This window comes from Azohydromonas caseinilytica, assembly GCF_012927045.1.
Classification (GTDB): domain Bacteria; phylum Pseudomonadota; class Gammaproteobacteria; order Burkholderiales; family Burkholderiaceae_C; genus Azohydromonas; species Azohydromonas caseinilytica.
On record NZ_JABBFW010000008.1, the window covers coordinates 115,465 to 134,940 of the forward strand.

A 19,476-nucleotide genomic window follows, 5' to 3' on the forward strand; every position below is an offset into this window, starting at 1 on the left:
ATGGACGCGAACGACACCCCCGTCACCCCCACCGTCGTCAAACCCAAGATCGGCGCCTACCGACGCCACCTGCTGGTGTGTACCGGCCCGCGCTGCACGCAGGACGGCGAGTCGCAGGCGCTGTTCGACAGCCTGGGCGACAAGTTCAAGGCCGCCGGGCTGGACCAGGGCGACCTGCGCGTCAAGCGCAGCCGCGTCAGCTGCTTCGCCGCCTGCAAGGGCGGCCCGGTCATGTGCGTGCAGCCCGACGGCACCTGGTACTACAACGTCACGCCCGAGAATATGGACCGCATCATCGACAGCCACCTGTGCAAGGGCGAGGTGGTCGAGGACCTGGTGTTCCACCAGGGTCCGGGCGCGGCCGGTTGAGCAAGAAACTTCATACGGATCTGATCTCGGTTTTGTTGATGAATTGACCCGTTCGCCCTGAGGTATCGAAGGGCGAATCCGCAAGGCTGCGATGGCGGCCGCACAGCTGGGGCCGTTCATCCTTCGACGCGCCCGCAGGGCGTGCCCTGTGCTGAGGTATCGAAGCATCAGGACGAACGGAATACCTTGCTGGCGAACAAGAAACGGAATGAGTGAGCACTTCGACACCGCCGAGCGCGAGGCGCTGTACCGCGTTATCACGGCGCGGCGCGACATGCGCCACTTCCTGCCCGGCGCGAGCGTGGACCCGCAAGTGCTGCGGCGGCTGCTGCAGGCGGCGCACCAGGGCCCGTCCGTGGGGCTGATGCAGCCCTGGCGTTTCATCCGCATCGCCGACCCGGCCCTGCGCGAGGGCATCGCGGCGCTGGTGGAGGTCGAGCGCCGCGCCACGGCCGAGGCCTTGGGCGAGCGCGGCGCGGATTTCATGCGCTTGAAGGTGGAAGGCGTGCGCGAGTGTGCGGAGCTGCTGGTCGCGGTGCTGGCGCCCGACGACGGCACGGTGTTCGGCCGCCGCACGTTGCCGCAGGAGATGGCGCTGTGCTCGCTGGCCTGCGCCGTCCAGAACCTGTGGCTGGCCGCGCGCGCGGAGAACCTGGGGCTGGGCTGGGTGTCGCTGTTCGACCCCGAGGCACTGGGCGCGCTGCTGCACCTGCCGCCGGGCGCGCGGCCCATGGCGGTGCTGTGCCTGGGCCCGGTGGCGCGCTTCTACGACGAGCCGATGCTGCAGGCCGAGGGCTGGCGCCAGGGCCGGCCGCTGGACGAATTCATCCATACCGACCGCTGGCCGGAGTGATTGCATCCATGGACATCGAGACCCCACCTTCCGAAGCGCGCTACCAGCGCCCCGACGGCGAGCGCCGCGGGCTGATCCTGGTGCATACCGGCGACGGCAAGGGCAAGAGCACGGCCGCATTCGGCCTGGCGCTGCGCGCCCACGGGCGCGGCAAGCGCGTGCACGTGTTCCAGTTCATGAAGGTGCCCAGCGCCCGCTTCGGCGAGCACCGCGTCTTCGAGCAGCTGGGCATCCCCATCGAGGGCCTGGGCGACGGCTTCAGCTGGAAGAGCCGCGACCTGGAGCACTCGGCGCAACTGGCCCGCGAAGGCTGGGCCAGGGCCGAGGCCCTGATCCGCGCCGGCGAGCATTTCATGGTGGTGCTCGACGAAATCATGTACCCGCTGCGCTACGGCTGGATCGCGCTGGACGCGGTGCTGCAGGCACTGCGCGAGCGCCCGGCGCAGGTGCACGTGGTGCTGACCGGACGCCAGGCGCCTCAGGAATTGATGGACCTGGCCGACACCGTGACCGAGATGCGCATGCTGAAACACCACTTCAAGGCCGGTGTGCCGGCGCAGCGGGGGATCGAGGACTGATGGACGCGGTGGCGGCACTGGCGGTCGTGATCGCACTGGCGGTGGATCGCCTCTGGGGCGAACCGCCGGCGCGCGCGCATCCGGTGGTTTACATGGGCAAGGCCTTGGGCGCGGTCGGGCCGGCGCTGCTGAAGTGGCGGCCGGTGGCGGCGTTCCTCGGCGGGGCACTGGCCTGGCTGCTGGGCGCCGCTGGCGTGGCCGCCATCGCCTGGGCCTTGGAGCTGGGGCTGCGCGCGCTGCCCTGGTGGGCGGCCGGGCCGCTGCTGGGGTTGCTGCTGAAACCGCTGCTGGCCTGGCGCATGTTGCGCGACGAGGTGCGGGCGGTGGAGGCGGCGCTGGCGCAGTCGCTGGAGGCCGGGCGCGCGCAACTGAGCCGGCTGGTGAGCCGCGACACCTCCCAACTGCAGCCGCACGAGGTGCGCGAGGCGGCGATCGAGACGCTGGCCGAGAACCTCAACGACTCGGTGGTGGCGCCCCTGTTCTGGTTCACCGTGGCCGGGCTGCCCGGCGCGGCGCTGTACCGCTGGGCCAACACGGCGGACGCGATGTGGGGCTACCGCGGGCGCTGGGAGTGGGTAGGCAAATTCGCGGCGCGCGCCGATGACGCGCTGTCGTGGCTGCCGGCGCGGCTCACCGCGCTGCTGCTGTGCCTGGCGGCGCGGCGCTGGCCGGCTGGGCTGGCGCGCGAGGCACGCGTCACGCCCTCGCCCAATGGCGGCTGGCCGATGGGCGCGATGGCGCTGCTGCTGGGCGTGCGCCTGTCCAAGCCGGGCGTGTACGCGCTGCACGCCAGCGGCGCCGTGCCGCGGGCGGACCACACCCGCGCGGCGCTGGCCTGGTCGGGCCAGGCCGTGGCGGCCGGCGCGGCGCTGCTGGCGGCGGCCGGGCTGTGGCTGGGGAGCCGGGCATGGGGCTGATGGGCGAGCCGCTGGCCGTGCCCGTCGTCCACGTCGAACACGGCGGGCCGGACGGCGGCGCACCGGTGCGCTGGGACTTCTCCACCAACGCCAACCCGCTGCCACCGCCGGCGCCGGTGCTGCGGGCGCTGCGGGACGCCGACCGCGGGCGCTATCCCGATCCGCAGTACGGCGCGCTGCGCCAGGGGCTGGGTGCCTTCCTGGGCGTGGCGCCGGGGCGCGTGCTGCCCACGGCCGGCAGCAGCGAGGGCATCCGGCGCCTGACGCTGGCGGCGCGGCTACAGGGGGTGAGCGTGGTCTGGGTGCCGCAGCCGGGCTATGGCGACTACCGCGCCGCCGCCCAGGCGCTGGGGCTGGAGGTGCGTGGCTATACCAGCGCGGGGGCGCTGCTCGACGGTCTACAGCGCGGCGCCGGGCGCGCGCTGGTGTGGCTGTGCGAGCCCTGCAACCCGACCGGCGCGACGCTGCCGGCGGCGTTCTGGCCGGCGCTGCAGGAGATGGCCCAGGCGCGCGGCGCCTGGCTGGCGCTGGACCGGGCCTACGAGCCGCTGCGGCTGTGGGGGCAGGACCCGGTGCCGGACGCGGTGGCGCAGTCGGCCTGGCAGCTGGGCTCGCCCAACAAGGCGCTGGGCCTGACGGGGGTGCGCGCGGGCTGGATCGTGGCGCCCGGCGACGGCGAGCTTGGGGCGGCGCTGCTGGCGCTGGCGCCGAGCTGGGTGCTGTCGGCCGAGGGCGTGGAGTTCTTGAAAGCCTGGACGCTGCCGCAGACGCAGCAGGTGCTGGCGGCGGCCCGGGAGCAATTGAAAGTCTGGAAACGCCAGCAGTGGGCCGCGCTGCAGGCGCTGGGCTGGAAGCAGCAGCCCTCGGTGGTGCCGTTCTGGCTGGCGGCGCCCGGGTTCAGCGACAAGCAGCGCCAGCTTCTTGCGCTGCGCGAGCGCGGCGTGAAGCTGCGCGACGCCACCTCCTTCGGCCTGCCGGGCTGGGTGCGGGTGAGCGTGCAGCCGCCGCAGGCGCAGCGGGCGCTGGCGGAGGCCTGGGGGGAGGCGTAAGCCCCGCCTGTTGCAATTCCGCTTGCACCGTCCTCAACCCGCGCCTGCCCCGGCCGATCAGCCGACGAATTCCCATTGACCCCATCACGCCCGACCCCGGCCGCCGGGCGGGCCGCAACACCATGAACCTCCCCGACATCCCCTCCTTGCACCAACCCGCACTCGAAGCCGCCTTGCGGCACTGCATCGACAACAAGACGAAACCGCTGGGCGCGCTGGGGCGGCTGGAGGCGCTGATGCTGCAGCTCGGCCGGGTGCTGGGCAGCGAGACGCCGCGGCTGGAGCAGCCGCAGCTGGTCGTCTTCGCCGGCGACCATGGCCTCACGGCGCAGGGCGTGTCGGCCTACCCGGGCGACGTCACCTGGCAGATGGTCATGAACTTCCTGGCCGGCGGCGCCGCGGTGAGCGTGCTGGCGCGCCAGCATGGGCTGCAGCTCTCGGTGGTGGACGCCGGCGTGCGCTGCGATTTCGAGCCCCAGCCGGGGCTGCTGCTGCGCAAGGTGGCACCCGGTACCGCCGACGCCTCGCAGGGCCCGGCCATGAGCGCGGACCAGTGCGCCACCGCGCTGGAGGCCGGGCGCGACGTGGTGCGCGGCCTGCCGGGCAACGCGCTGCTGCTGGGCGAGATGGGCATCGGCAACACCTCCAGCGCCGCGCTGCTGCTGTCGCGGCTGGCGGGGCTGCCCATCGAGCGCTGCACCGGGCGCGGCACCGGCCTGGGTGACGCGGCGCTGGCGCACAAGGTGCGGGTGCTCTCCGGCGTGCTGGCGCTGCATGCCCACGCGGTGGAGCCGCTGCAGGCGCTGGCGGCCCTCGGCGGCTTCGAGATCGCAACGATGGTGGGCGCGGTGCTGCAGGCCGCGGCCGAGCGGCGCGTGATCGTGGTGGACGGTTTCATCTGCGGCAGCGCGGTGCTGGTGGCGGCGGCGCTGCGCCCGGCGGTGCTGGAGTGCTGCGTGTTCGCGCACCAGTCGCAGGAAAGCGGCCACGCGCTGATGCTGGAGCACCTGGGCGTGCAGCCGCTGCTGGCGCTGGACTTGCGCCTGGGCGAGGGCTCGGGCGCGGCACTGGCCTGGCCGCTGCTGGAGTCGGCCTGCCGCATCCTGGCCGAGATGGCCAGCTTCGAGGTCGCCGGCGTGAGCCGCAACGCCGACTGAAGGCGGGCCGGCGATGCTGCTGCACGAGACGCGGCTGTTCCTGGTCGCGCTGCAATTCTTCACGCGGGTGCCGATCCCGGGCTGGGTGGGCTTCGAGCCGGCCTGGCTGCAGGCCTGCGCACGGCATTTCCCGCTGGTGGGGCTGGTGGTGGGGGTGTTCGGCGCGGCGGTGCTGTGGGCCGCGCTGTGGGTGTGGCCGCCGCTGGTGGCGGCGGGGCTGAGCCTGGCCGCCACGGTCTGGCTCACCGGCGGCTTCCACGAGGACGGGCTGGCCGACACCTGCGACGGCCTGGGCGGCGCGGTGCGGCGCGAGCGGGCGCTGGAGATCATGAAGGACTCGCGCCTGGGCAGCTACGGCGCGCTGGGGCTGGTGCTGGTGCTGGGCCTCAAGGCAGCGGCGCTGGCGGCGCTGGCCGGGCATTCGCCGCTGCTGGCCGGGCTGGTGCTGGCCTGGGGCCATGCCGCCTCGCGCGGCGCGCCGGTGCTGCTGATGCGGCTGCTGCCCTACGGCGGCGATCCCGAGCATGCCAAGGCCAAGCCGCTGGCCACGCACATCGGGCCCGGCGGCGTGGCGGTGGCGCTGGCACACGTGCTGGCGGCCGGGGTGCTGGCGGTGGCGCTGGGCGGCCCGGAACTGGCCCGCGGCCTGCCCTGGGCGCTGGGCGCCATCGCCGCCGTGGTGCTGTGGATGACGCGCTGGCTGCGCCGCCGCCTGGGCGGTTTCACCGGCGACACGCTGGGCGCTTCGCAGCAGTTCTCCGAGCTGGCGGCGCTGCTGGCGTGGCTGGCGGTGATGGAGGCGGCCCATGGCTGAGCGCGGCGCCAGCAGGGCTGATGAGAGCGCTTCGTCCCTGATCTGGGCCTGGCGCCATCCGCGCCCGGAAGGCGCGCAGGGCCGCTGCATCGGCCGCACCGACCTGCGCGTGGACCCGCGCCGCGCGCGGCGGCTGGCGCGGCGCATCGACCGCGCGGCGCGGCGCGCGGGCCTGCCGCGCATGGTCTGGACCTCGCCGCTGCGGCGCTGCGCGGCGGTGGGCCGCTGGCTGCGGCGCCTGGGCTGGACGCACCGCATCGACCCGGCGCTGCTGGAAATGGACTTCGGCGCCTGGGACGGCTTGAGCTGGGACGCCATCGCCCGCGCCGAGGTGGACGCCTGGTGCGCCGACTTCAGCCACGGCCGGCCCGGCGGCGGCGAAAGCCTGGCGCGCATGCTGGAGCGCGCCGCGGCCTGGCCGGTGGCGCCGGCGGTGGTGGTGGCCCATGGCGGCTGGATGCTGGCGCGGCGCTGGAGCACCACCCGCGGCACGTTGCCGCGAGTGCACGAGTGGCCGGCCGCGCCGGGCTACGGCGAGCTGTGGCGGCTGGGCTGAACGCCCGCTGCCGCGCGGCGCGCCTATCGGAGAAACGGCGGCAAAACCGTATCTCCGGTGAAACAGAAAATACCTTCGCTGATTGCGGCCCTTGATCCGGGTCTTGGCGGAAAAAGGGTTTCTCATATTCACACCGGCGCGCCCTAGCATTTGCTGCGCCGAAAAGCTTTCGGCATTGCGGGAGTACGGCAATGCGCAGCGGATTCATGTTGCTGGCCCTGGCCGCCGCGGCAGGCCTGGGCCCTGCGGCCGCCCGGGCCGACGTGCTGCTCGGCGCGAACTTCTCGGGACTGGATTACCGCCTGACCGACCTGCGACCGGACGACGGCAGCGCGGCGGCGATGAGCCTGGACGGCAATATCTATTCGCTGCGCGCTGAAGTCGCCGATGGCCCATCCCGGCCCGGCGGCGGCGCGCCACGCAGTGCGTATGTGGACAAAAGCGGTGTATTCCAGGACGGGATGGCCCTTTACAGGGAGGTGAGCGGGGCTCGCAATCAGGCTTCATTCGGCTTGTCGGGCTCGTTCCAGGACGGCGGCCTGAATATGTTCGTGGGCGGCAAGGCCGGTAACGTGCGCAGCAGCCCGCAACAGTCCAGCTGGCTGCTGCTCTACAGTCATCCGGCTTTTCATCTGGCGATGACCTTGGCGCCTTATACCCAGGTGACCTGGAGCGGGAAAATCACGGTCGAAGCCGCCCAAACCCTGGGCCGGCATGGGGCGCGCTATGAGGAAGGCTGGATCGAGGGTGGCGCCTATTTGAAGAGCCCGGAGGGCGAATACCTGGACGCGGCCGTCAATTCGGTCAGGATCAATCCGGGCGCCGTGGACAGCCGACGCAGTGTTCAGGACATCGACATGTCGTTTTCCAATCTCAGCGCAGCGCCGCGGCAAATCCTTCTCTACACGTTCATGAGCGGGGAAGGCAAATCCTTCTTCCCCGTGCCCGAGCCCGGCACACCCTGGCTGATGCTGTGCGGCGTCGGGGTGCTGGCCGGCACGGCGGGCCTGCGCCGGCGCGCCATCAAATAAGCGCACCGATTCATCGCCCACCCGTTGCGGCATTTTGGAGAGCGGCCATGCAATACCCGTTCATGGGCCCGGCGCTGGCGGTGCTGGTCCTGGTCATCGCCACGCCGGCCCGGGCCGACATTTCAGCTCATGCCCGGCTGGGCAATTTGCGCTACCGGCTGGTCGATCTGCGGCCGAACGACGGCATCGCACCCGGCATCACCTTCACCCGCGGCGGTGATTCATACGTTTCCGCGGTAGCTTCGGAAGAGGAAAAGCCGTTCAACCTGGTGGACGGCGAATCCCGATATGACGGGTACGTCGGCTTCAAGCCCATGGGGGTCACGGCGCAGACGCCGTCCGTCCAGGCCATGGCGCGCATGAGCGGCCAATTGGGCGCCGGGAGCACCTTCAATATCGCCACCCGCGGCTCCATTCTCAATGACGCCAGTGTCCAGGAATCCCGCTCATTCCAGGCCGGCGCCTCGCCGGCCGGCCAGAGCGATCGCTGGTACGAGGTCACGCCTTATACCAAGGTGATTTTCTCCGGCTTCCTGGATATGGATGTGAGGCGCAACCTGCCCAATACGGACAAATTCTTGCAGATTGCCCGCACGCGCATGGTCGTGGAGCATTCCCTGTCGCCCAACAATGAGGTGGCTTATCTCGAATACGGCCTGGAGTTGGTGTACGAGCCGGACACGCACAAAAGCTGGTCCGGGCGCGAAACCTTCGTTTATGAGAATGCCTCCGGCCGGCCGGGGAGCGGTTATATCTCCATCCAGGTCGGCTCCGAGGGAGAGATATTCCGCCGGCTCAACGTTGGAAGTTCCGCGCCGGCGGCGCCCGTGCCCGAGCCGGCTAGCGCGGCGCTGATGCTGTGCGGGCTGGGCGTGGTGGCCGGCGTGGCCAGGCGGGCGCGGCGGCGCTGAGCCAGGCGGCGCCGGCCGAGGGCGGCGGTGCGCGGGGGCGGCCCGGGCAGGGTGGCGCCGAAGGACCCGGCAGGCGCGGGCGCGTGGCAGGCCGCCGCGTGGCGGCAGATGGGGGACGGCGGGACGGCATGGGCGCTCGCTTATGCTGCGCCGCCCCGTCCACGCCGCTGCCGCCTGCCTTCGATGATCCTGAACCACGTCTGGGTTGCCTTCATCCTCTTGGGCTTCGGCGCGGCGCTGGTGCAGCTGCTGCAGGGCGACCTGGGCGTGTTCGGCCGCGTCATGGGCGGCATCTTCGACACCGCCAAGACCGGCTTCGACATCTCGCTGGGCCTGGTGGGCGTGATGAGCCTGTGGCTGGGCGTGATGCGCATCGGCGAGCAGGCCGGCGTGATCCAGCTGTTCGCGCGCGCCCTGGGGCCTTTCTTCGCGCGGCTGTTCCCGGAGATCCCGCGCGGCCACCCGGCCGGCGGCAGCATCGTCATGAACTTCAGCGCCAACATGCTGGGGCTGGACAACGCCGCCACGCCGCTGGGCCTCAAGGCCATGCGCGAGCTGCAGGAGCTCAATCCGCGCCCGGACACCGCCAGCGACGCCATGGTGATGTTCCTGGTGCTCAACACCGCGGGCATCACGCTCATTCCCACTTCCGTCATCGCGCTGCGCCAGGCCATCGCCGTGGAGCAGGGGCTCACCGGCTTCAACGGCGCCGACATCTTCCTGCCCACGCTCATTGCCACCTTCATCTCCTTCAGCGCCGGGCTGGTGGCGGTGGCGCTGTGGCAGCGCATCAACCTGTTCTGCTGGCCGGTGCTGGCCTTCTTCGCCGGCTTCATCACGCTCACCGGCGGGCTTTACATGTGGCTGAGCAGCTACCCGCCGGCGCGCATGGCCGAGCTGGTGGGCCTGCTGGGCAGCTTCGCGGTGGTGTCGGTGATCGCGCTGTTCGTGGCCGTGGGCGCGTGGCGGCGCATCAACGTGTATGAGGCCTTCGTCGAGGGCGCCAAGGAAGGGTTTGACGTGGCGGTGCGGATCATTCCGTACCTGATCGCCATCCTGGTGGCGATCTCGGTGTTCCGCAGCACCGGCGGCATGGATGCACTCATCGGCCTGATCGCCCGCGGCGTCGCGGCGCTGGGGCTGGACACCGACTTCGTGCCGGCGCTGCCGGTCGGGCTGATGAAGACGCTCTCGGGCAGCGGCGCGCGCGGGCTGATGGTGGACGTGCTCAAGACCTACGGCGTCGATTCCTTCCAGGGCCGGCTCGCTTCCATCATCCAGGGCTCCACGGAGACCACCTTCTACGTGCTGGCCGTGTACTTCGGCAGCGTCAACATCACCCGGACGCGCTACGCGCTGGCCTGCGGGCTCATCGCCGACGCGGTGGGCGTGGCCGGGGCCATCGTGGTGGCGTACCTGTTCTACCGCTGAGCAGCGGGCGCGGCGGGCGGCCTGTGCCGGGCCGCTACAGTCAGGACGGCCCCAGGGCTGCCTTCCAAGAACAAACCGAGTCGTCCCGATGCTTGATGCCGCCACCGTCCAGTCCCTGATGCGCGCCGACCATGGCGATCCCTTTGCCGTGCTGGGGCTGCACGGTCCCGTGGACGGCGCCTGGACCCTGCGCGCGCTGCTGCCCGGCGCCTGGCGGGTGTGGGCGCGGGACAGCGACGGCGCGGTGCTGGCGCAGCTGCAGCGCATCCCGCACAGCGACGTGTTCGAGGCCTCGCTGTCGGGCCCGCAAGAGCGCTTCGCCTACCGCTGGCGCGTGGACTGGGGCACGCACGAGAGCGAGCTGGAGGACCCGTACCGCTTCCCGCCGCTGCTGGGCGAGCTGGACCTATGGCTGCTGGCCGAGGGTACGCACCAGCGGCCGTTCCAGGCGCTGGGCGCGCATCCCGCGACGGTGGACGGCATCGAGGGCGTGCGCTTCGCGGTGTGGGCGCCGAATGCGCGGCGGGTGTCGGTGGTGGGCGAGATCAACCAGTGGGACGGCCGGCGCCATCCGATGCGGCTACGGCGCGAGGCCGGGGTGTGGGAGCTGTTCATTCCGGGCGTTGCTCCCGGCGCGCTCTACAAGTTCGAGCTGCTGGGCGCGGACGGGCAGGTGACGCTGCGCGCCGACCCCTACGCCTTCGCCGCCGAGTTGCGCCCGGGCACGGCCTCGCGCGTGGCGGCGCTGCCGCCGGCGCGGCCGATGGCGGCGGAGCGCGCCGCGGCCAACGCCTTCGATGCGCCGGTGAGCATCTACGAGGTGCACCTGGGCTCCTGGCGCCGCAACGACGGCTGGCGCTGGCTCACGTACCGCGAGCTGGCTGAGCAGCTCGTGCCCTACGCGCGCGAGCTGGGTTTCACGCACCTGGAGCTGCTGCCGGTGCACGAGCACCCCTTCGACGGCTCCTGGGGCTACCAGCCCACCGGGCTGTACGCGCCGACCTCGCGCTTCGGCACGCCGGAGGATTTCAAGGCCTTCATCGACGCCGCGCACGCGGCCGGGCTGGGCGTGATCCTGGACTGGGTGCCGGGCCACTTCCCGACCGACGCCTTCGCGCTGGCCCGCTTCGACGGCACGCACCTCTACGAGCACGCCGACCCGCGCGAAGGCTTCCACCCCGACTGGAACACGCTTGTCTACAACTTCGGCCGCGCCGAGGTGCGCAACTTCCTCACCGGCAACGCGCTGTACTGGCTGGAGCGCTTCGAGGTGGACGGGCTGCGCGTCGATGCCGTGGCCTCCATGCTGTACCGCGACTACAGCCGCGCCGAAGGGCAGTGGCTGCCGAACCGGCAGGGCGGACGCGAGAACCTGGAGGCCGTGGACTTCCTGCGCCGCATGAACCACGTGGTGGGCACCGAGCGGCCGGGAGCGGTGACGATTGCCGAGGAGTCCACCTCCTGGCCCGGCGTGAGCCGGCCGCCGGCGCCACAGGGGCTGCAGGGCCTGGGCTTCCACTACAAGTGGAACATGGGCTGGATGCACGACACGCTGGGCTACCTCAGCCGTGATCCGGCATACCGGCCCTGGCACCACGACCAGCTGCGCTTCGGCTTCATGTACGCCTGGAGCGAAAACTACGTGCTCCCGCTCTCGCACGACGAAGTCGTGCACGGCAAGCGCTCCCTGATCGGACGCATGCCGGGCGACGACTGGCAGCGCTTCGCCAACCTGCGCGCGGGCTACGGCTGGATGTGGGCGCATCCGGGCAAGAAGCTGCTGTTCATGGGTGGCGAGTTCGCGCAGGAGCGCGAGTGGAACCACGAGGCCAGCCTGGACTGGCACCTGCTGGAGCACGGCCCCAACGTCGAGCGGCACCGCGGCGTGCAGCGCCTGGTGCGCGACCTCAATGCCGTGTACCGCCACTTCGGCGCCCTGCACCGGCTGGACGTGGACCCGGCGGGCTTCGAGTGGATTCGCCACGACGACCAGGCGCATGCCGTGTTCGCCTTCCAGCGCCGCGACGCGCAGGGCGGCGTGGTGGTGGCGGTCGCGAACTTCACGCCGGTGGTGCGCCACGGCTGGCGCATCGGCGTGCCCAGGGCCGGCGCCTGGCGCGAGCTGATCAACACCGACCTGGCCGTCTACGGCGGCAGCGGCGTGGCCAACGGCCCGCGCCACGCCGAGCCCGTGCCCTGCGACGGGCACGCGCAGTCCATCGTCATCGACATCGCGCCGCTGGCGACGCTGCTGTGGGCGCCGGTGGAGTGAGCAGCGCGGAAGCAGCGGCACTCGGCCCGGGCCGGCCCTGGCCGTTGGGCGCCAGCGTGCAGGCCGAGGGTCTGAACTTCGCGCTGGCCGCGCCCGACGCCACGCGCGTGGAGCTGTGCCTCTTCGACGCCGAGGGCCGCATCGAGCTGCGGCGCCTGGCGCTGCCGTGCTGCAGTCACGGCATCTGGCACGGCTTCCTGCCTGGGGCGGGCGTGGGGTTGGTGTACGGCTGGCGCGTGCACGGGCCGTGGCAGCCGGCGCAGGGGCATCGCTTCAATCCGGCCAAGGTGCTGCTCGACCCGTACGCGCGCGAGGTGGTGGGGCGCTACGACGGCAGCGAGCTCTTCCTCGGCCATGACCCGGCGCAGCCGCAGCGGCCCGATGCGCGCGACAACGCTGCCGTGGCGCTGAAGGCCCGCGTGGCCGAGGAGCCGCCGGCGTTGGCGCCCGAAGAGCATGTGCATGTGCCGGCGGCGGACACGGTGCTGTACGAGCTGCACGTGCGCGGCGCGACGATGCGGCACCCCGGCATTGCGGAGGCGCTGCGCGGCAGCTACCTGGGCGTGGCGCAGCCGGTGTTCCTGGAGCACCTGCGGCGCCTGGGCGTCACCACGCTGAGCCTGATGCCGCTGGCGCACCGCGCAGACGAGGCGCGGCTGCTGAAGCTGGGCCTGTCCAACTACTGGGGCTACAGCCCCATCGCCTGGTTCGCGCCCGAGGCGCGCTACGCCAGCCGGGAGCCCGGCGCGAATGCGCTGATGGAGTGCCGCACCATGGTTGATGCGCTGCATGCGCAGGGCTTCGAGGTGCTGGTGGACGTGGTGTTCAACCACAGCGCCGAGCTCGATGAGCTGGGCCCGACGCTGAGCCTGCGCGGCATCGCCAACCGCCACTACCACCATTTGCGCCCGGGCCACGCGGCGCAGTACGAGAACTGGAGCGGCTGCGGCAACGTGCTCAACCTGGCCGAGCCGCTGACGCTGCGGCTGGTGATGGACGCGCTGCGCTGGTGGGTGCAGCACCTCGGCGTGGACGGTTTCAGGTTCGACCTGGCGCCCATCCTTGGGCGCGACGCGCAGGGCTTTTCCGCGCGCGCCGCCTTCTTCGCCGCCGTGGCGCAGGACCCGGTGCTGGCGCGGGTAAAGCTCGTTGCGGAGCCCTGGGACATCGGCCCCGGTGGCTACCAGCTGGGCCGCTTTCCGGCGCCGTGGCAGGAGTGGAACGACCGCTACCGCGACACGCTGCGCGCCTTCTGGCTGGTGGGCGGCGTGTCGCGCGGCGGCTTCGTGCACGCGCTGGCCGGCTCCAGCGAGGCGTTCCGGCCGACGGCGCGCGGGCCGCTGGCGGGGGTGAACTTCGTCACCGCGCACGACGGTTTCAACTTGCGCGACCTGGTGAGCTACCGCCAGCGCCACAACCAGGCCAACGGCGAGCACAACCGCGACGGCCACGGCCACAACCTCAGCACCAACGCCGGCGTGGAGGGGCCCAGCGACGATCCGGCCGTGGTGGCGCTGCGCCTGCGCCTGCGCCGCGCGCTGCTGGCGACGCTGGCGCTGTCGCTGGGCACGCCCATGCTCCTGGCCGGCGACGAGATCGGCCACAGCCAGCAAGGCAACAACAACGCCTATTGCCAGGACAACGAGATCACCTGGCTGGACTGGGCCGGCGCCGAGGCCGGGCTGGCCGGCTACCTGGCGCAGTGCCTGGCGCTGCGCCGCCGCCACGCGCGGCTGCGCGCCGACCGCTGGCTGGGCGACGAGGAGGTGCGCTGGCTGCATCCGGACGGCGACGCGCTGGCCGGGCACGAGTGGGAGCGGGTGGACCGGCGCGCCTTCGCCGCCTGGCTGCCTGACGGCGGCGCGGGCTGCGAGCTGCTGCTGCTGTTCAACCCGGACGCGGAGCCGCACCGTTTCACGTTGCCGGCGGGGCGGGAGGGCGCGGCGCATGGCTGGCGCCTGGTGCTGCGCAGCGACATGGACCTGCTGGCGCCCGACCTGGGCACCGAGGCGGTGCTGCCGGCGCACAGCCTGTGGGTGGCGGAGCGCTGAGGGCGCCGCGCGCTGGTTGGCTTGCCGCCGGGGGTGCACCAGGATCGGGCCCCAACATGACGCATACTGGCCCGGCGACTTGTCGTTGGCCTGCGCAACCAAGGCACGAAGCTTGCACCGCAGGGCCCCGAGCCGCGCCAGCCCTTTGCCGCCTCGGCGGCAGGCCCACAGTCCTACCAAGACCACAGCAGTCAATGAGTACCGAGGCGACAAGTTCCATGGACCGGCCCGTGCATTCCACCCAGCTGGTGCGCAAGACCATTGCGCTGGTGCTGGCCGGCGGCAGAGGTTCGCGGCTGAAGCAGCTCACCGACCGGCGCGCCAAGCCGGCCGTGTACTTCGGCGGCAAGTTCCGCATCATCGATTTCGCGCTGTCGAACTGCATCAACTCCGGCATCCGGCGCATCGGCGTGATCACGCAGTACAAGTCGCACTCGCTGCTGCGGCACCTGCAGCGCGGCTGGAGCTTCCTGCGCGGCGAGATGAGCGAGATGCTGGACCTGCTGCCCGCGCAGCAGCGCATCGACGAGGAGCACTGGTACCGCGGCACCGCCGACGCGGTCTACCAGAACCTGGACATCATCGCCTCGGGCAAGCCCGAGTACATCGTGGTGCTGGCCGGGGACCATGTGTACAAGATGGACTACTCCATCATGCTCAAGGACCACGTGGCCACCGGCGCGGGCTGCACCGTGGGCTGCATCGAGGTGCCGCGCAGCGAGGCCAGCGCCTTCGGCGTGATGGCGGTCAACGAGCAGCGGCTCGTCACCAGCTTCCTCGAAAAGCCCGCCGATCCGCCGCCCATGCCGGGCAGCACCGACACCTCGCTGGCGAGCATGGGCATCTACATCTTCAACGCCGACTACCTGTACCGGCTGCTGGAGGAGGAGATGGCCAACCCGGACTCCAGCCTGGACTTCGGCAAGGACATCATTCCGCGCGTGGTCAGCGAAGGCCGCGCGGTGGCGCACCCGTTCTCCATGAGTTGCGTGCGCAATCGGGCCGGCGGGCAGGCCTACTGGCGCGACGTGGGCACCATCGACGCCTTCTTCGCCGCCAACCTCGACCTGGCCAGCATCTCGCCCGAGCTCGACATCTACGACGAGGATTGGCCGATCTGGACCTACCAGCGCCAGCTGCCGCCGGCCAAGTTCATCCCGGACCATGAAGGCCAGCATGGCCTGGCGGTGAACACCATGGTGTCGGGCGGCTGCATCGTCAGCGGCTCGCATGTCAGCAATTCGGTGCTGTTCTCCAACGTGCGCATCCACTCCTTCTGCCATGTGGAGGATGCAGTGATCCTGCCCGGCGTGACCGTGAACCGGCACGCCGTGCTCAAGCGCGTGGTCATCGACCGCGCCTGCGTGATCCCCGAGGGCATGGTGATCGGCGAGGACGCCGAGGCGGACGCGGCGCGCTTCGAGCGCAGCGAGGGTGGCGTGGTGCTGGTCACGCGCGAGATGCTGGCGCGGCTGTGATGCGGGTCCTGCAGGTCAGCGCCGAGCTTTTTCCCCTGCTCAAGACCGGCGGGCTGGCGGATGTCGCCGGCGCGCTGCCCGGCGCCCTGGCGCGCGCCGGTGCCGAGCTCAGGGTGCTGCTGCCGGGCTTCCCGTCGATCGTGGCCGGCCTGGGCGACGCGGTGCGGGTGGCGGACTTCCATGCGCCCTGGGGCGAGCGCGCCACGCTGCTCTACGGCCACCTGGGCGCCCTGGGTGGCCAGCCGGCCTACGTGGTGGACGCGCCGGCGCTCTACCAGCGACCGGGCAACCCGTACCAGGACGAGCACGGCCACCCCTATGGCGACAACCACCGCCGCTTCGCCCTGCTGGGCTGGGCGGCGGCGCGGCTGGCGCTGGGGCTGGACCCGTGGTGGTCACCGCGCATCGTGCACAGCCACGACTGGCACGCCGCGCTGGTCAACGCCTACCTGGCTTTCGAGCCCGTGCGGCAGGGGCGGGTGGGCACGGTCTACACCGTGCACAACCTGGCCTACCAGGGGCTGTGCGCGCCGCACCACCTGGCCGAGCTGGGGCTGCCGGCCTCGGCCTTCGCGGTGGAGGGGCTGGAGTTCCACGGCCAGGTCTCGTTCATGAAGGCGGGGCTGTACTACGCCGACCACGTCACCACGGTCAGTCCCAGCTACGCGCGCGAGATCCAGACGCCGGAGCAGGGCTGCGGGCTGCAGGGGCTGCTGCGGCGGCGTGCCACCGAGGGGCGCCTGTCGGGCATCCTCAACGGCGTGGACCAGCAGGTGTGGGACCCGGCCGCCGACGCCCACATCGCGCGGCGCTACGACGCCGTGAAGCTCGCCGGCAAGGCGCACAACCGCGCCGCGCTGCAGAAGGAGATGGGGCTGGAGCCGCGCCCGGGCCCGCTGTTCGGCATGGTGAGCCGGCTGGCGGAGCAAAAGGGGCTGCCGCTGCTGGTCGAGCTGCTGCCACAGCTGGTGGCGCGCGGCGGGCAGCTGGTCACGCTAGGCGCGGGCGACGGCCGCATCGAGGCGGCGCTGCGCGCGGCGGCGGCGGAGCATCCGGAGGCGGTGGCGATCCGCATCGGCTACGACGAGGCCTTCGCGCACCGCATCTTCGCCGGCAGCGACGTCACCCTGGTGCCCTCGCTGTACGAGCCCTGCGGCCTGACGCAGCTCTACGGGCTGCGCTACGGCAGCCTGCCGCTGGTGCGGCGCGTGGGCGGCCTGGCCGACACGGTGGTGGACTGCACGCTGGAGGATCTGGCCGAGGACCGGGCCACCGGATTCGTCTTCGATGCCTTCAATGCGGGGGATATGGAGCGTGCACTTCGCCGCGCGTTCGCGCTATTTGCGCGTCCGAACGCCTGGAAAGCGGTACAGCGGCGCGCGATGGCGCAACACTTCGGCTGGGACGACGCGGCCGCGCAGTATCTGGCCCTGTACCGTGCTCTCGGCGCCTAGTTCCCCTCATCTGGAACGGAAAGAACGCAATAGCCGGGAGAAAGGCGATGAGCCTTGACGAATTCACTTACGACCACCCCGATCACGACGTTGCCTTCTTCAAGCGGGCCATCGCCAACAAGCTGATCTACGCGGTGGGCAAGGACCCGGTGGCGGCGCGCAAGGAGGACTGGCTGCACGCCGTGGCCCTGGCCGTGCGCGACCAGCTCGTGGAGCGCTGGATGCGCACCACGCGCGCGCAGTACCAGCAGGACGTCAAGCGCGCCTACTACCTGTCGGCCGAGTTCCTCATCGGCCGCACCTTCACCAACGCGCTGCTGGCGCTGGAGGTGATGGAGCCGGTGAAGCAGGCGCTGAGCGAGCTGGGCGCGGACTTCGACACGCTGGCCGACCTGGAGCCCGACGCGGCGCTGGGCAACGGCGGCCTGGGCCGGCTGGCGGCATGCTTCCTGGACAGCATGGCCACGCTGGGCGTGCCGGGCTTCGGCTACGGCATCCGCTACGAGTACGGCATGTTCCGCCAGACCATCGTCGATGGCCGCCAAGTGGAGGTGCCCGACTACTGGCTCTCGCACGGCAACCCCTGGGAGTTCCCGCGCCCCGAAGTGCGCTTCAGGGTGTGCTTCGGCGGCCATGTGGAAGGGCAGGGCGCCCAGCGGCGCTGGGTGCCGGCCGAGGACGTCGAGGCCATGGCCTACGACACCATCATCCCCGGCTACGGCACGCAGGCCACCAACACGCTGCGGCTGTGGCGCGCCCTGGCCACCGAGGAGATGAACCTCTCGGCCTTCAACCAGGGCAACTACTTCGCCGCGGTGGAGCGCAAGAACCACAGCGAGAACGTCTCGCGCGTGCTCTACCCCGACGACAGCACGCCCTCCGGGCGCGAGCTGCGCCTGCGCCAGGAATACTTCTTCTGCAGCGCCAGCCTGCAGGACCTGCTCCACCGCTTCCTGCGCACGCACAAGGATTTCAACAAGCTGCCCGACAAGGTCAGCATCCACCTCAACGACACGCACCCGGTGCTGGCCGTGCCGGAGCTGATGCGGCTGCTGGTGGACGAGCACGGCATCCCCTGGGCCGCGGCCTGGGACCTGACGCAGCGCATCTTCAGCTACACCAACCACACGCTGATGCACGAGGCGCTGGAGACCTGGCCGGTGGCCATGCTCGGCCGCGTGCTGCCGCGGCACCTGCAGATCATCTTCGACATCAACGCCGAGTTCCTCAAGCGCGTGACGGAGACGCACGGCCACGACGTGGAGCTGCTGCGCCGCGTCTCGCTCATCGACGAGAACGGCGAGCGCCGCGTGCGCATGGCCTACCTGGCGGTGGTGGCCAGCCACTCCGTCAACGGCGTGTCGCAGCTGCACTCGGACCTGATGAAGCAGAGCATCTTCGCGGAGTTTGCGAAGTTGTGGCCGCAACGCTTCAACAACAAGACCAACGGCATCACGCCGCGGCGCTGGCTGGCGCAGGCCAATCCGCGGCTGGCTGGGCTGCTGGATACCCGCATCGGCCGCGGCTGGCGCCGCGAGCTCGACCAGCTGCAGGAGCTGCGCGAGCTGGCCGACGACGCTGGCTTCGTGCAGGCCTTCGCGCAGGCCAAGCGCCACAACAAGGAGCGGCTGGCGCGCTGGATCGGCGAGCACCTGCCTCACTACAAGCTGGAGCTGGACCCCGACGCGCTGTTCGACGTGCAGGTCAAGCGCATCCACGAGTACAAGCGCCAGCTGCTCAACCTGCTGCACGTGATCACGCGCTACCACCGCATGGTGGACGAGCCCGGGCGCGACTGGGTGCCGCGCGTGGTGGTGTTCGCCGGCAAGGCCGCCAGCGCCTACCACATGGCCAAGCAGATCATCCACCTGGCCAACGACGTGGCGCGCATCATCAACGCCGACCCGCGCACGCGCGGGCGGCTCAAGGTGGTGTTCCTGCCCAACTACTCGGTGAGCCTGGCCGAGATCGTGATCCCGGCCGCGGACCTCTCCGAGCAGATCTCCACCGCCGGCACCGAGGCCTCGGGCACGGGCAACATGAAGTTCGCCCTCAACGGCGCGCTGACCATCGGCACGCTCGACGGCGCCAACATCGAGATCCGCCAGCACGTGGGCGAAGACAACATCTTCATCTTCGGCAACACCACGGCCGAGGTGGCGGCACTGCGCGCCCACGGCTACCACCCGCGCGAGTTCTACGAGCGCGACGCCGGGCTCAAGCGCGCGCTGGATGCGATCCACGACGGCGCCTTCAGCCCCGAGGAACCCGGCCGCTACCGGCAGGTCTTCGACACGCTGGTGAACTGGGGCGACCACTACCTGCTGCTGGCCGACTACCACAGCTACGTGGAGACGCAGGACCGCGTGGACGCGCTCTACCGCGACCGCGAGGCCTGGACGCGCAAGGCCATCCTCAACGTCGCGGGCATGGGCCCGTTCTCCTCGGACCGCACCATCGGCGAGTACGCGCGCGAGATCTGGCGCACGACGCCGGTGCGGCTGCCGCTCAAGGCGGAGAGCTGAGCCCTCTTGACGCCTCTGCATGATCTCTTT

General features: G+C 71.2%; 16 protein-coding genes. All 16 read left to right on the forward strand.

The features are described 5' to 3' along the window. Positions 1 to 369 (forward strand): (2Fe-2S) ferredoxin domain-containing protein, encoded by a 369-nt coding sequence (locus HHL10_RS13605; protein WP_169160913.1) that lies wholly within the window; start codon positions 1 to 3, stop codon positions 367 to 369. 208 nt (positions 370 to 577) lie between these two features. Beyond that, complete coding sequence (gene bluB / locus HHL10_RS13610; RefSeq protein WP_169160914.1) at positions 578 to 1,222, forward strand: 5,6-dimethylbenzimidazole synthase; 645 nt, start codon at positions 578 to 580, stop codon at positions 1,220 to 1,222. Between the two features lie 8 nt (positions 1,223 to 1,230). Further along, positions 1,231 to 1,800, forward strand: a complete 570-nt coding sequence (gene cobO / locus HHL10_RS13615) for a cob(I)yrinic acid a,c-diamide adenosyltransferase (RefSeq protein ID WP_169160915.1) — start codon at positions 1,231 to 1,233, stop codon at positions 1,798 to 1,800. Further along, entirely contained in the window at positions 1,800 to 2,717 is a 918-nt protein-coding gene (gene cbiB / locus HHL10_RS13620) for an adenosylcobinamide-phosphate synthase CbiB (protein WP_169160916.1), read from the forward strand. The genes cobO and cbiB overlap by 1 nt, the downstream gene beginning before the upstream one ends. Next, positions 2,708 to 3,766 (forward strand): aminotransferase class I/II-fold pyridoxal phosphate-dependent enzyme, encoded by a 1,059-nt coding sequence (locus HHL10_RS13625; protein ID WP_235971444.1) that lies wholly within the window; start codon positions 2,708 to 2,710, stop codon positions 3,764 to 3,766. The genes cbiB and HHL10_RS13625 overlap by 10 nt, the downstream gene beginning before the upstream one ends. 122 nt (positions 3,767 to 3,888) lie before the next feature. Further along, positions 3,889 to 4,923, forward strand: coding sequence for a nicotinate-nucleotide--dimethylbenzimidazole phosphoribosyltransferase (gene cobT / locus HHL10_RS13630; protein ID WP_169160917.1), 1,035 nt, complete (start codon positions 3,889 to 3,891; stop codon positions 4,921 to 4,923). A gap of 13 nt (positions 4,924 to 4,936) precedes the next feature. Beyond that, positions 4,937 to 5,737 (forward strand): adenosylcobinamide-GDP ribazoletransferase, encoded by an 801-nt coding sequence (cobS, locus tag HHL10_RS13635; protein ID WP_205833031.1) that lies wholly within the window; start codon positions 4,937 to 4,939, stop codon positions 5,735 to 5,737. Beyond that, positions 5,730 to 6,293 (forward strand): histidine phosphatase family protein, encoded by a 564-nt coding sequence (locus HHL10_RS13640; protein ID WP_169160918.1) that lies wholly within the window; start codon positions 5,730 to 5,732, stop codon positions 6,291 to 6,293. Before cobS ends, HHL10_RS13640 begins: the two co-directional genes overlap by 8 nt. 206 nt (positions 6,294 to 6,499) lie before the next feature. Further along, positions 6,500 to 7,324, forward strand: coding sequence for a PEP-CTERM sorting domain-containing protein (locus HHL10_RS13645; RefSeq protein ID WP_169160919.1), 825 nt, complete (start codon positions 6,500 to 6,502; stop codon positions 7,322 to 7,324). Positions 7,325 to 7,371: 47 nt separating this feature from the next. After that, positions 7,372 to 8,235 (forward strand): PEP-CTERM sorting domain-containing protein, encoded by an 864-nt coding sequence (locus HHL10_RS13650; protein ID WP_205833032.1) that lies wholly within the window; start codon positions 7,372 to 7,374, stop codon positions 8,233 to 8,235. 183 nt (positions 8,236 to 8,418) lie between these two features. Next, positions 8,419 to 9,666, forward strand: coding sequence for a spore maturation protein (locus HHL10_RS13655; protein WP_169160920.1), 1,248 nt, complete (start codon positions 8,419 to 8,421; stop codon positions 9,664 to 9,666). 88 nt (positions 9,667 to 9,754) lie between these two features. After that, positions 9,755 to 11,938: a 1,4-alpha-glucan branching protein GlgB gene (glgB, locus tag HHL10_RS13660; protein ID WP_169160921.1), complete on the forward strand. Its 2,184-nt coding sequence runs from the start codon at positions 9,755 to 9,757 to the stop codon at positions 11,936 to 11,938. Continuing rightward, positions 11,935 to 13,989, forward strand: coding sequence for a glycogen debranching protein GlgX (glgX, locus tag HHL10_RS13665; RefSeq protein WP_169160922.1), 2,055 nt, complete (start codon positions 11,935 to 11,937; stop codon positions 13,987 to 13,989). The genes glgB and glgX overlap by 4 nt, the downstream gene beginning before the upstream one ends. 218 nt (positions 13,990 to 14,207) lie before the next feature. Continuing rightward, positions 14,208 to 15,467 carry a glucose-1-phosphate adenylyltransferase gene (gene glgC / locus HHL10_RS13670; RefSeq protein ID WP_169160923.1) on the forward strand — a complete coding sequence of 420 codons (1,260 nt, stop codon included), beginning with the start codon at positions 14,208 to 14,210 and terminating at the stop codon, positions 15,465 to 15,467. Next, on the forward strand, positions 15,467 to 16,921 hold the full coding sequence (gene glgA / locus HHL10_RS13675) for a glycogen synthase GlgA (RefSeq protein WP_169160924.1): 1,455 nt from the start codon (positions 15,467 to 15,469) through the stop codon (positions 16,919 to 16,921). The genes glgC and glgA overlap by 1 nt, the downstream gene beginning before the upstream one ends. 47 nt (positions 16,922 to 16,968) lie before the next feature. After that, on the forward strand, positions 16,969 to 19,446 hold the full coding sequence (locus HHL10_RS13680; RefSeq protein WP_169160925.1) for a glycogen/starch/alpha-glucan phosphorylase: 2,478 nt from the start codon (positions 16,969 to 16,971) through the stop codon (positions 19,444 to 19,446). The last annotated feature ends 30 nt before the right edge of the window (positions 19,447 to 19,476 follow it).

Excerpts from the sequence above, each read along its gene's own strand:
- HHL10_RS13605 (WP_169160913.1), top strand. The coding sequence starts at position 1 with ATGGACGCGAACGACACCCCCGTCACCCCCACCGTCGTCAAACCCAAG.
- bluB (WP_169160914.1), top strand. The coding sequence starts at position 578 with ATGAGTGAGCACTTCGACACCGCCGAGCGCGAGGCGCTGTACCGCGTT.
- cobO (WP_169160915.1), top strand. The coding sequence starts at position 1,231 with ATGGACATCGAGACCCCACCTTCCGAAGCGCGCTACCAGCGCCCCGAC.
- cbiB (WP_169160916.1), top strand. The coding sequence starts at position 1,800 with ATGGACGCGGTGGCGGCACTGGCGGTCGTGATCGCACTGGCGGTGGAT.
- HHL10_RS13625 (WP_235971444.1), top strand. The coding sequence starts at position 2,708 with ATGGGGCTGATGGGCGAGCCGCTGGCCGTGCCCGTCGTCCACGTCGAA.
- cobT (WP_169160917.1), top strand. The coding sequence starts at position 3,889 with ATGAACCTCCCCGACATCCCCTCCTTGCACCAACCCGCACTCGAAGCC.
- cobS (WP_205833031.1), top strand. The coding sequence starts at position 4,937 with ATGCTGCTGCACGAGACGCGGCTGTTCCTGGTCGCGCTGCAATTCTTC.
- HHL10_RS13640 (WP_169160918.1), top strand. The coding sequence starts at position 5,730 with ATGGCTGAGCGCGGCGCCAGCAGGGCTGATGAGAGCGCTTCGTCCCTG.
- HHL10_RS13645 (WP_169160919.1), top strand. The coding sequence starts at position 6,500 with ATGTTGCTGGCCCTGGCCGCCGCGGCAGGCCTGGGCCCTGCGGCCGCC.
- HHL10_RS13650 (WP_205833032.1), top strand. The coding sequence starts at position 7,372 with ATGCAATACCCGTTCATGGGCCCGGCGCTGGCGGTGCTGGTCCTGGTC.
- HHL10_RS13655 (WP_169160920.1), top strand. The coding sequence starts at position 8,419 with ATGATCCTGAACCACGTCTGGGTTGCCTTCATCCTCTTGGGCTTCGGC.
- glgB (WP_169160921.1), top strand. The coding sequence starts at position 9,755 with ATGCTTGATGCCGCCACCGTCCAGTCCCTGATGCGCGCCGACCATGGC.
- glgC (WP_169160923.1), top strand. The coding sequence starts at position 14,208 with ATGGACCGGCCCGTGCATTCCACCCAGCTGGTGCGCAAGACCATTGCG.
- glgA (WP_169160924.1), top strand. The coding sequence starts at position 15,467 with ATGCGGGTCCTGCAGGTCAGCGCCGAGCTTTTTCCCCTGCTCAAGACC.
- HHL10_RS13680 (WP_169160925.1), top strand. The coding sequence starts at position 16,969 with ATGAGCCTTGACGAATTCACTTACGACCACCCCGATCACGACGTTGCC.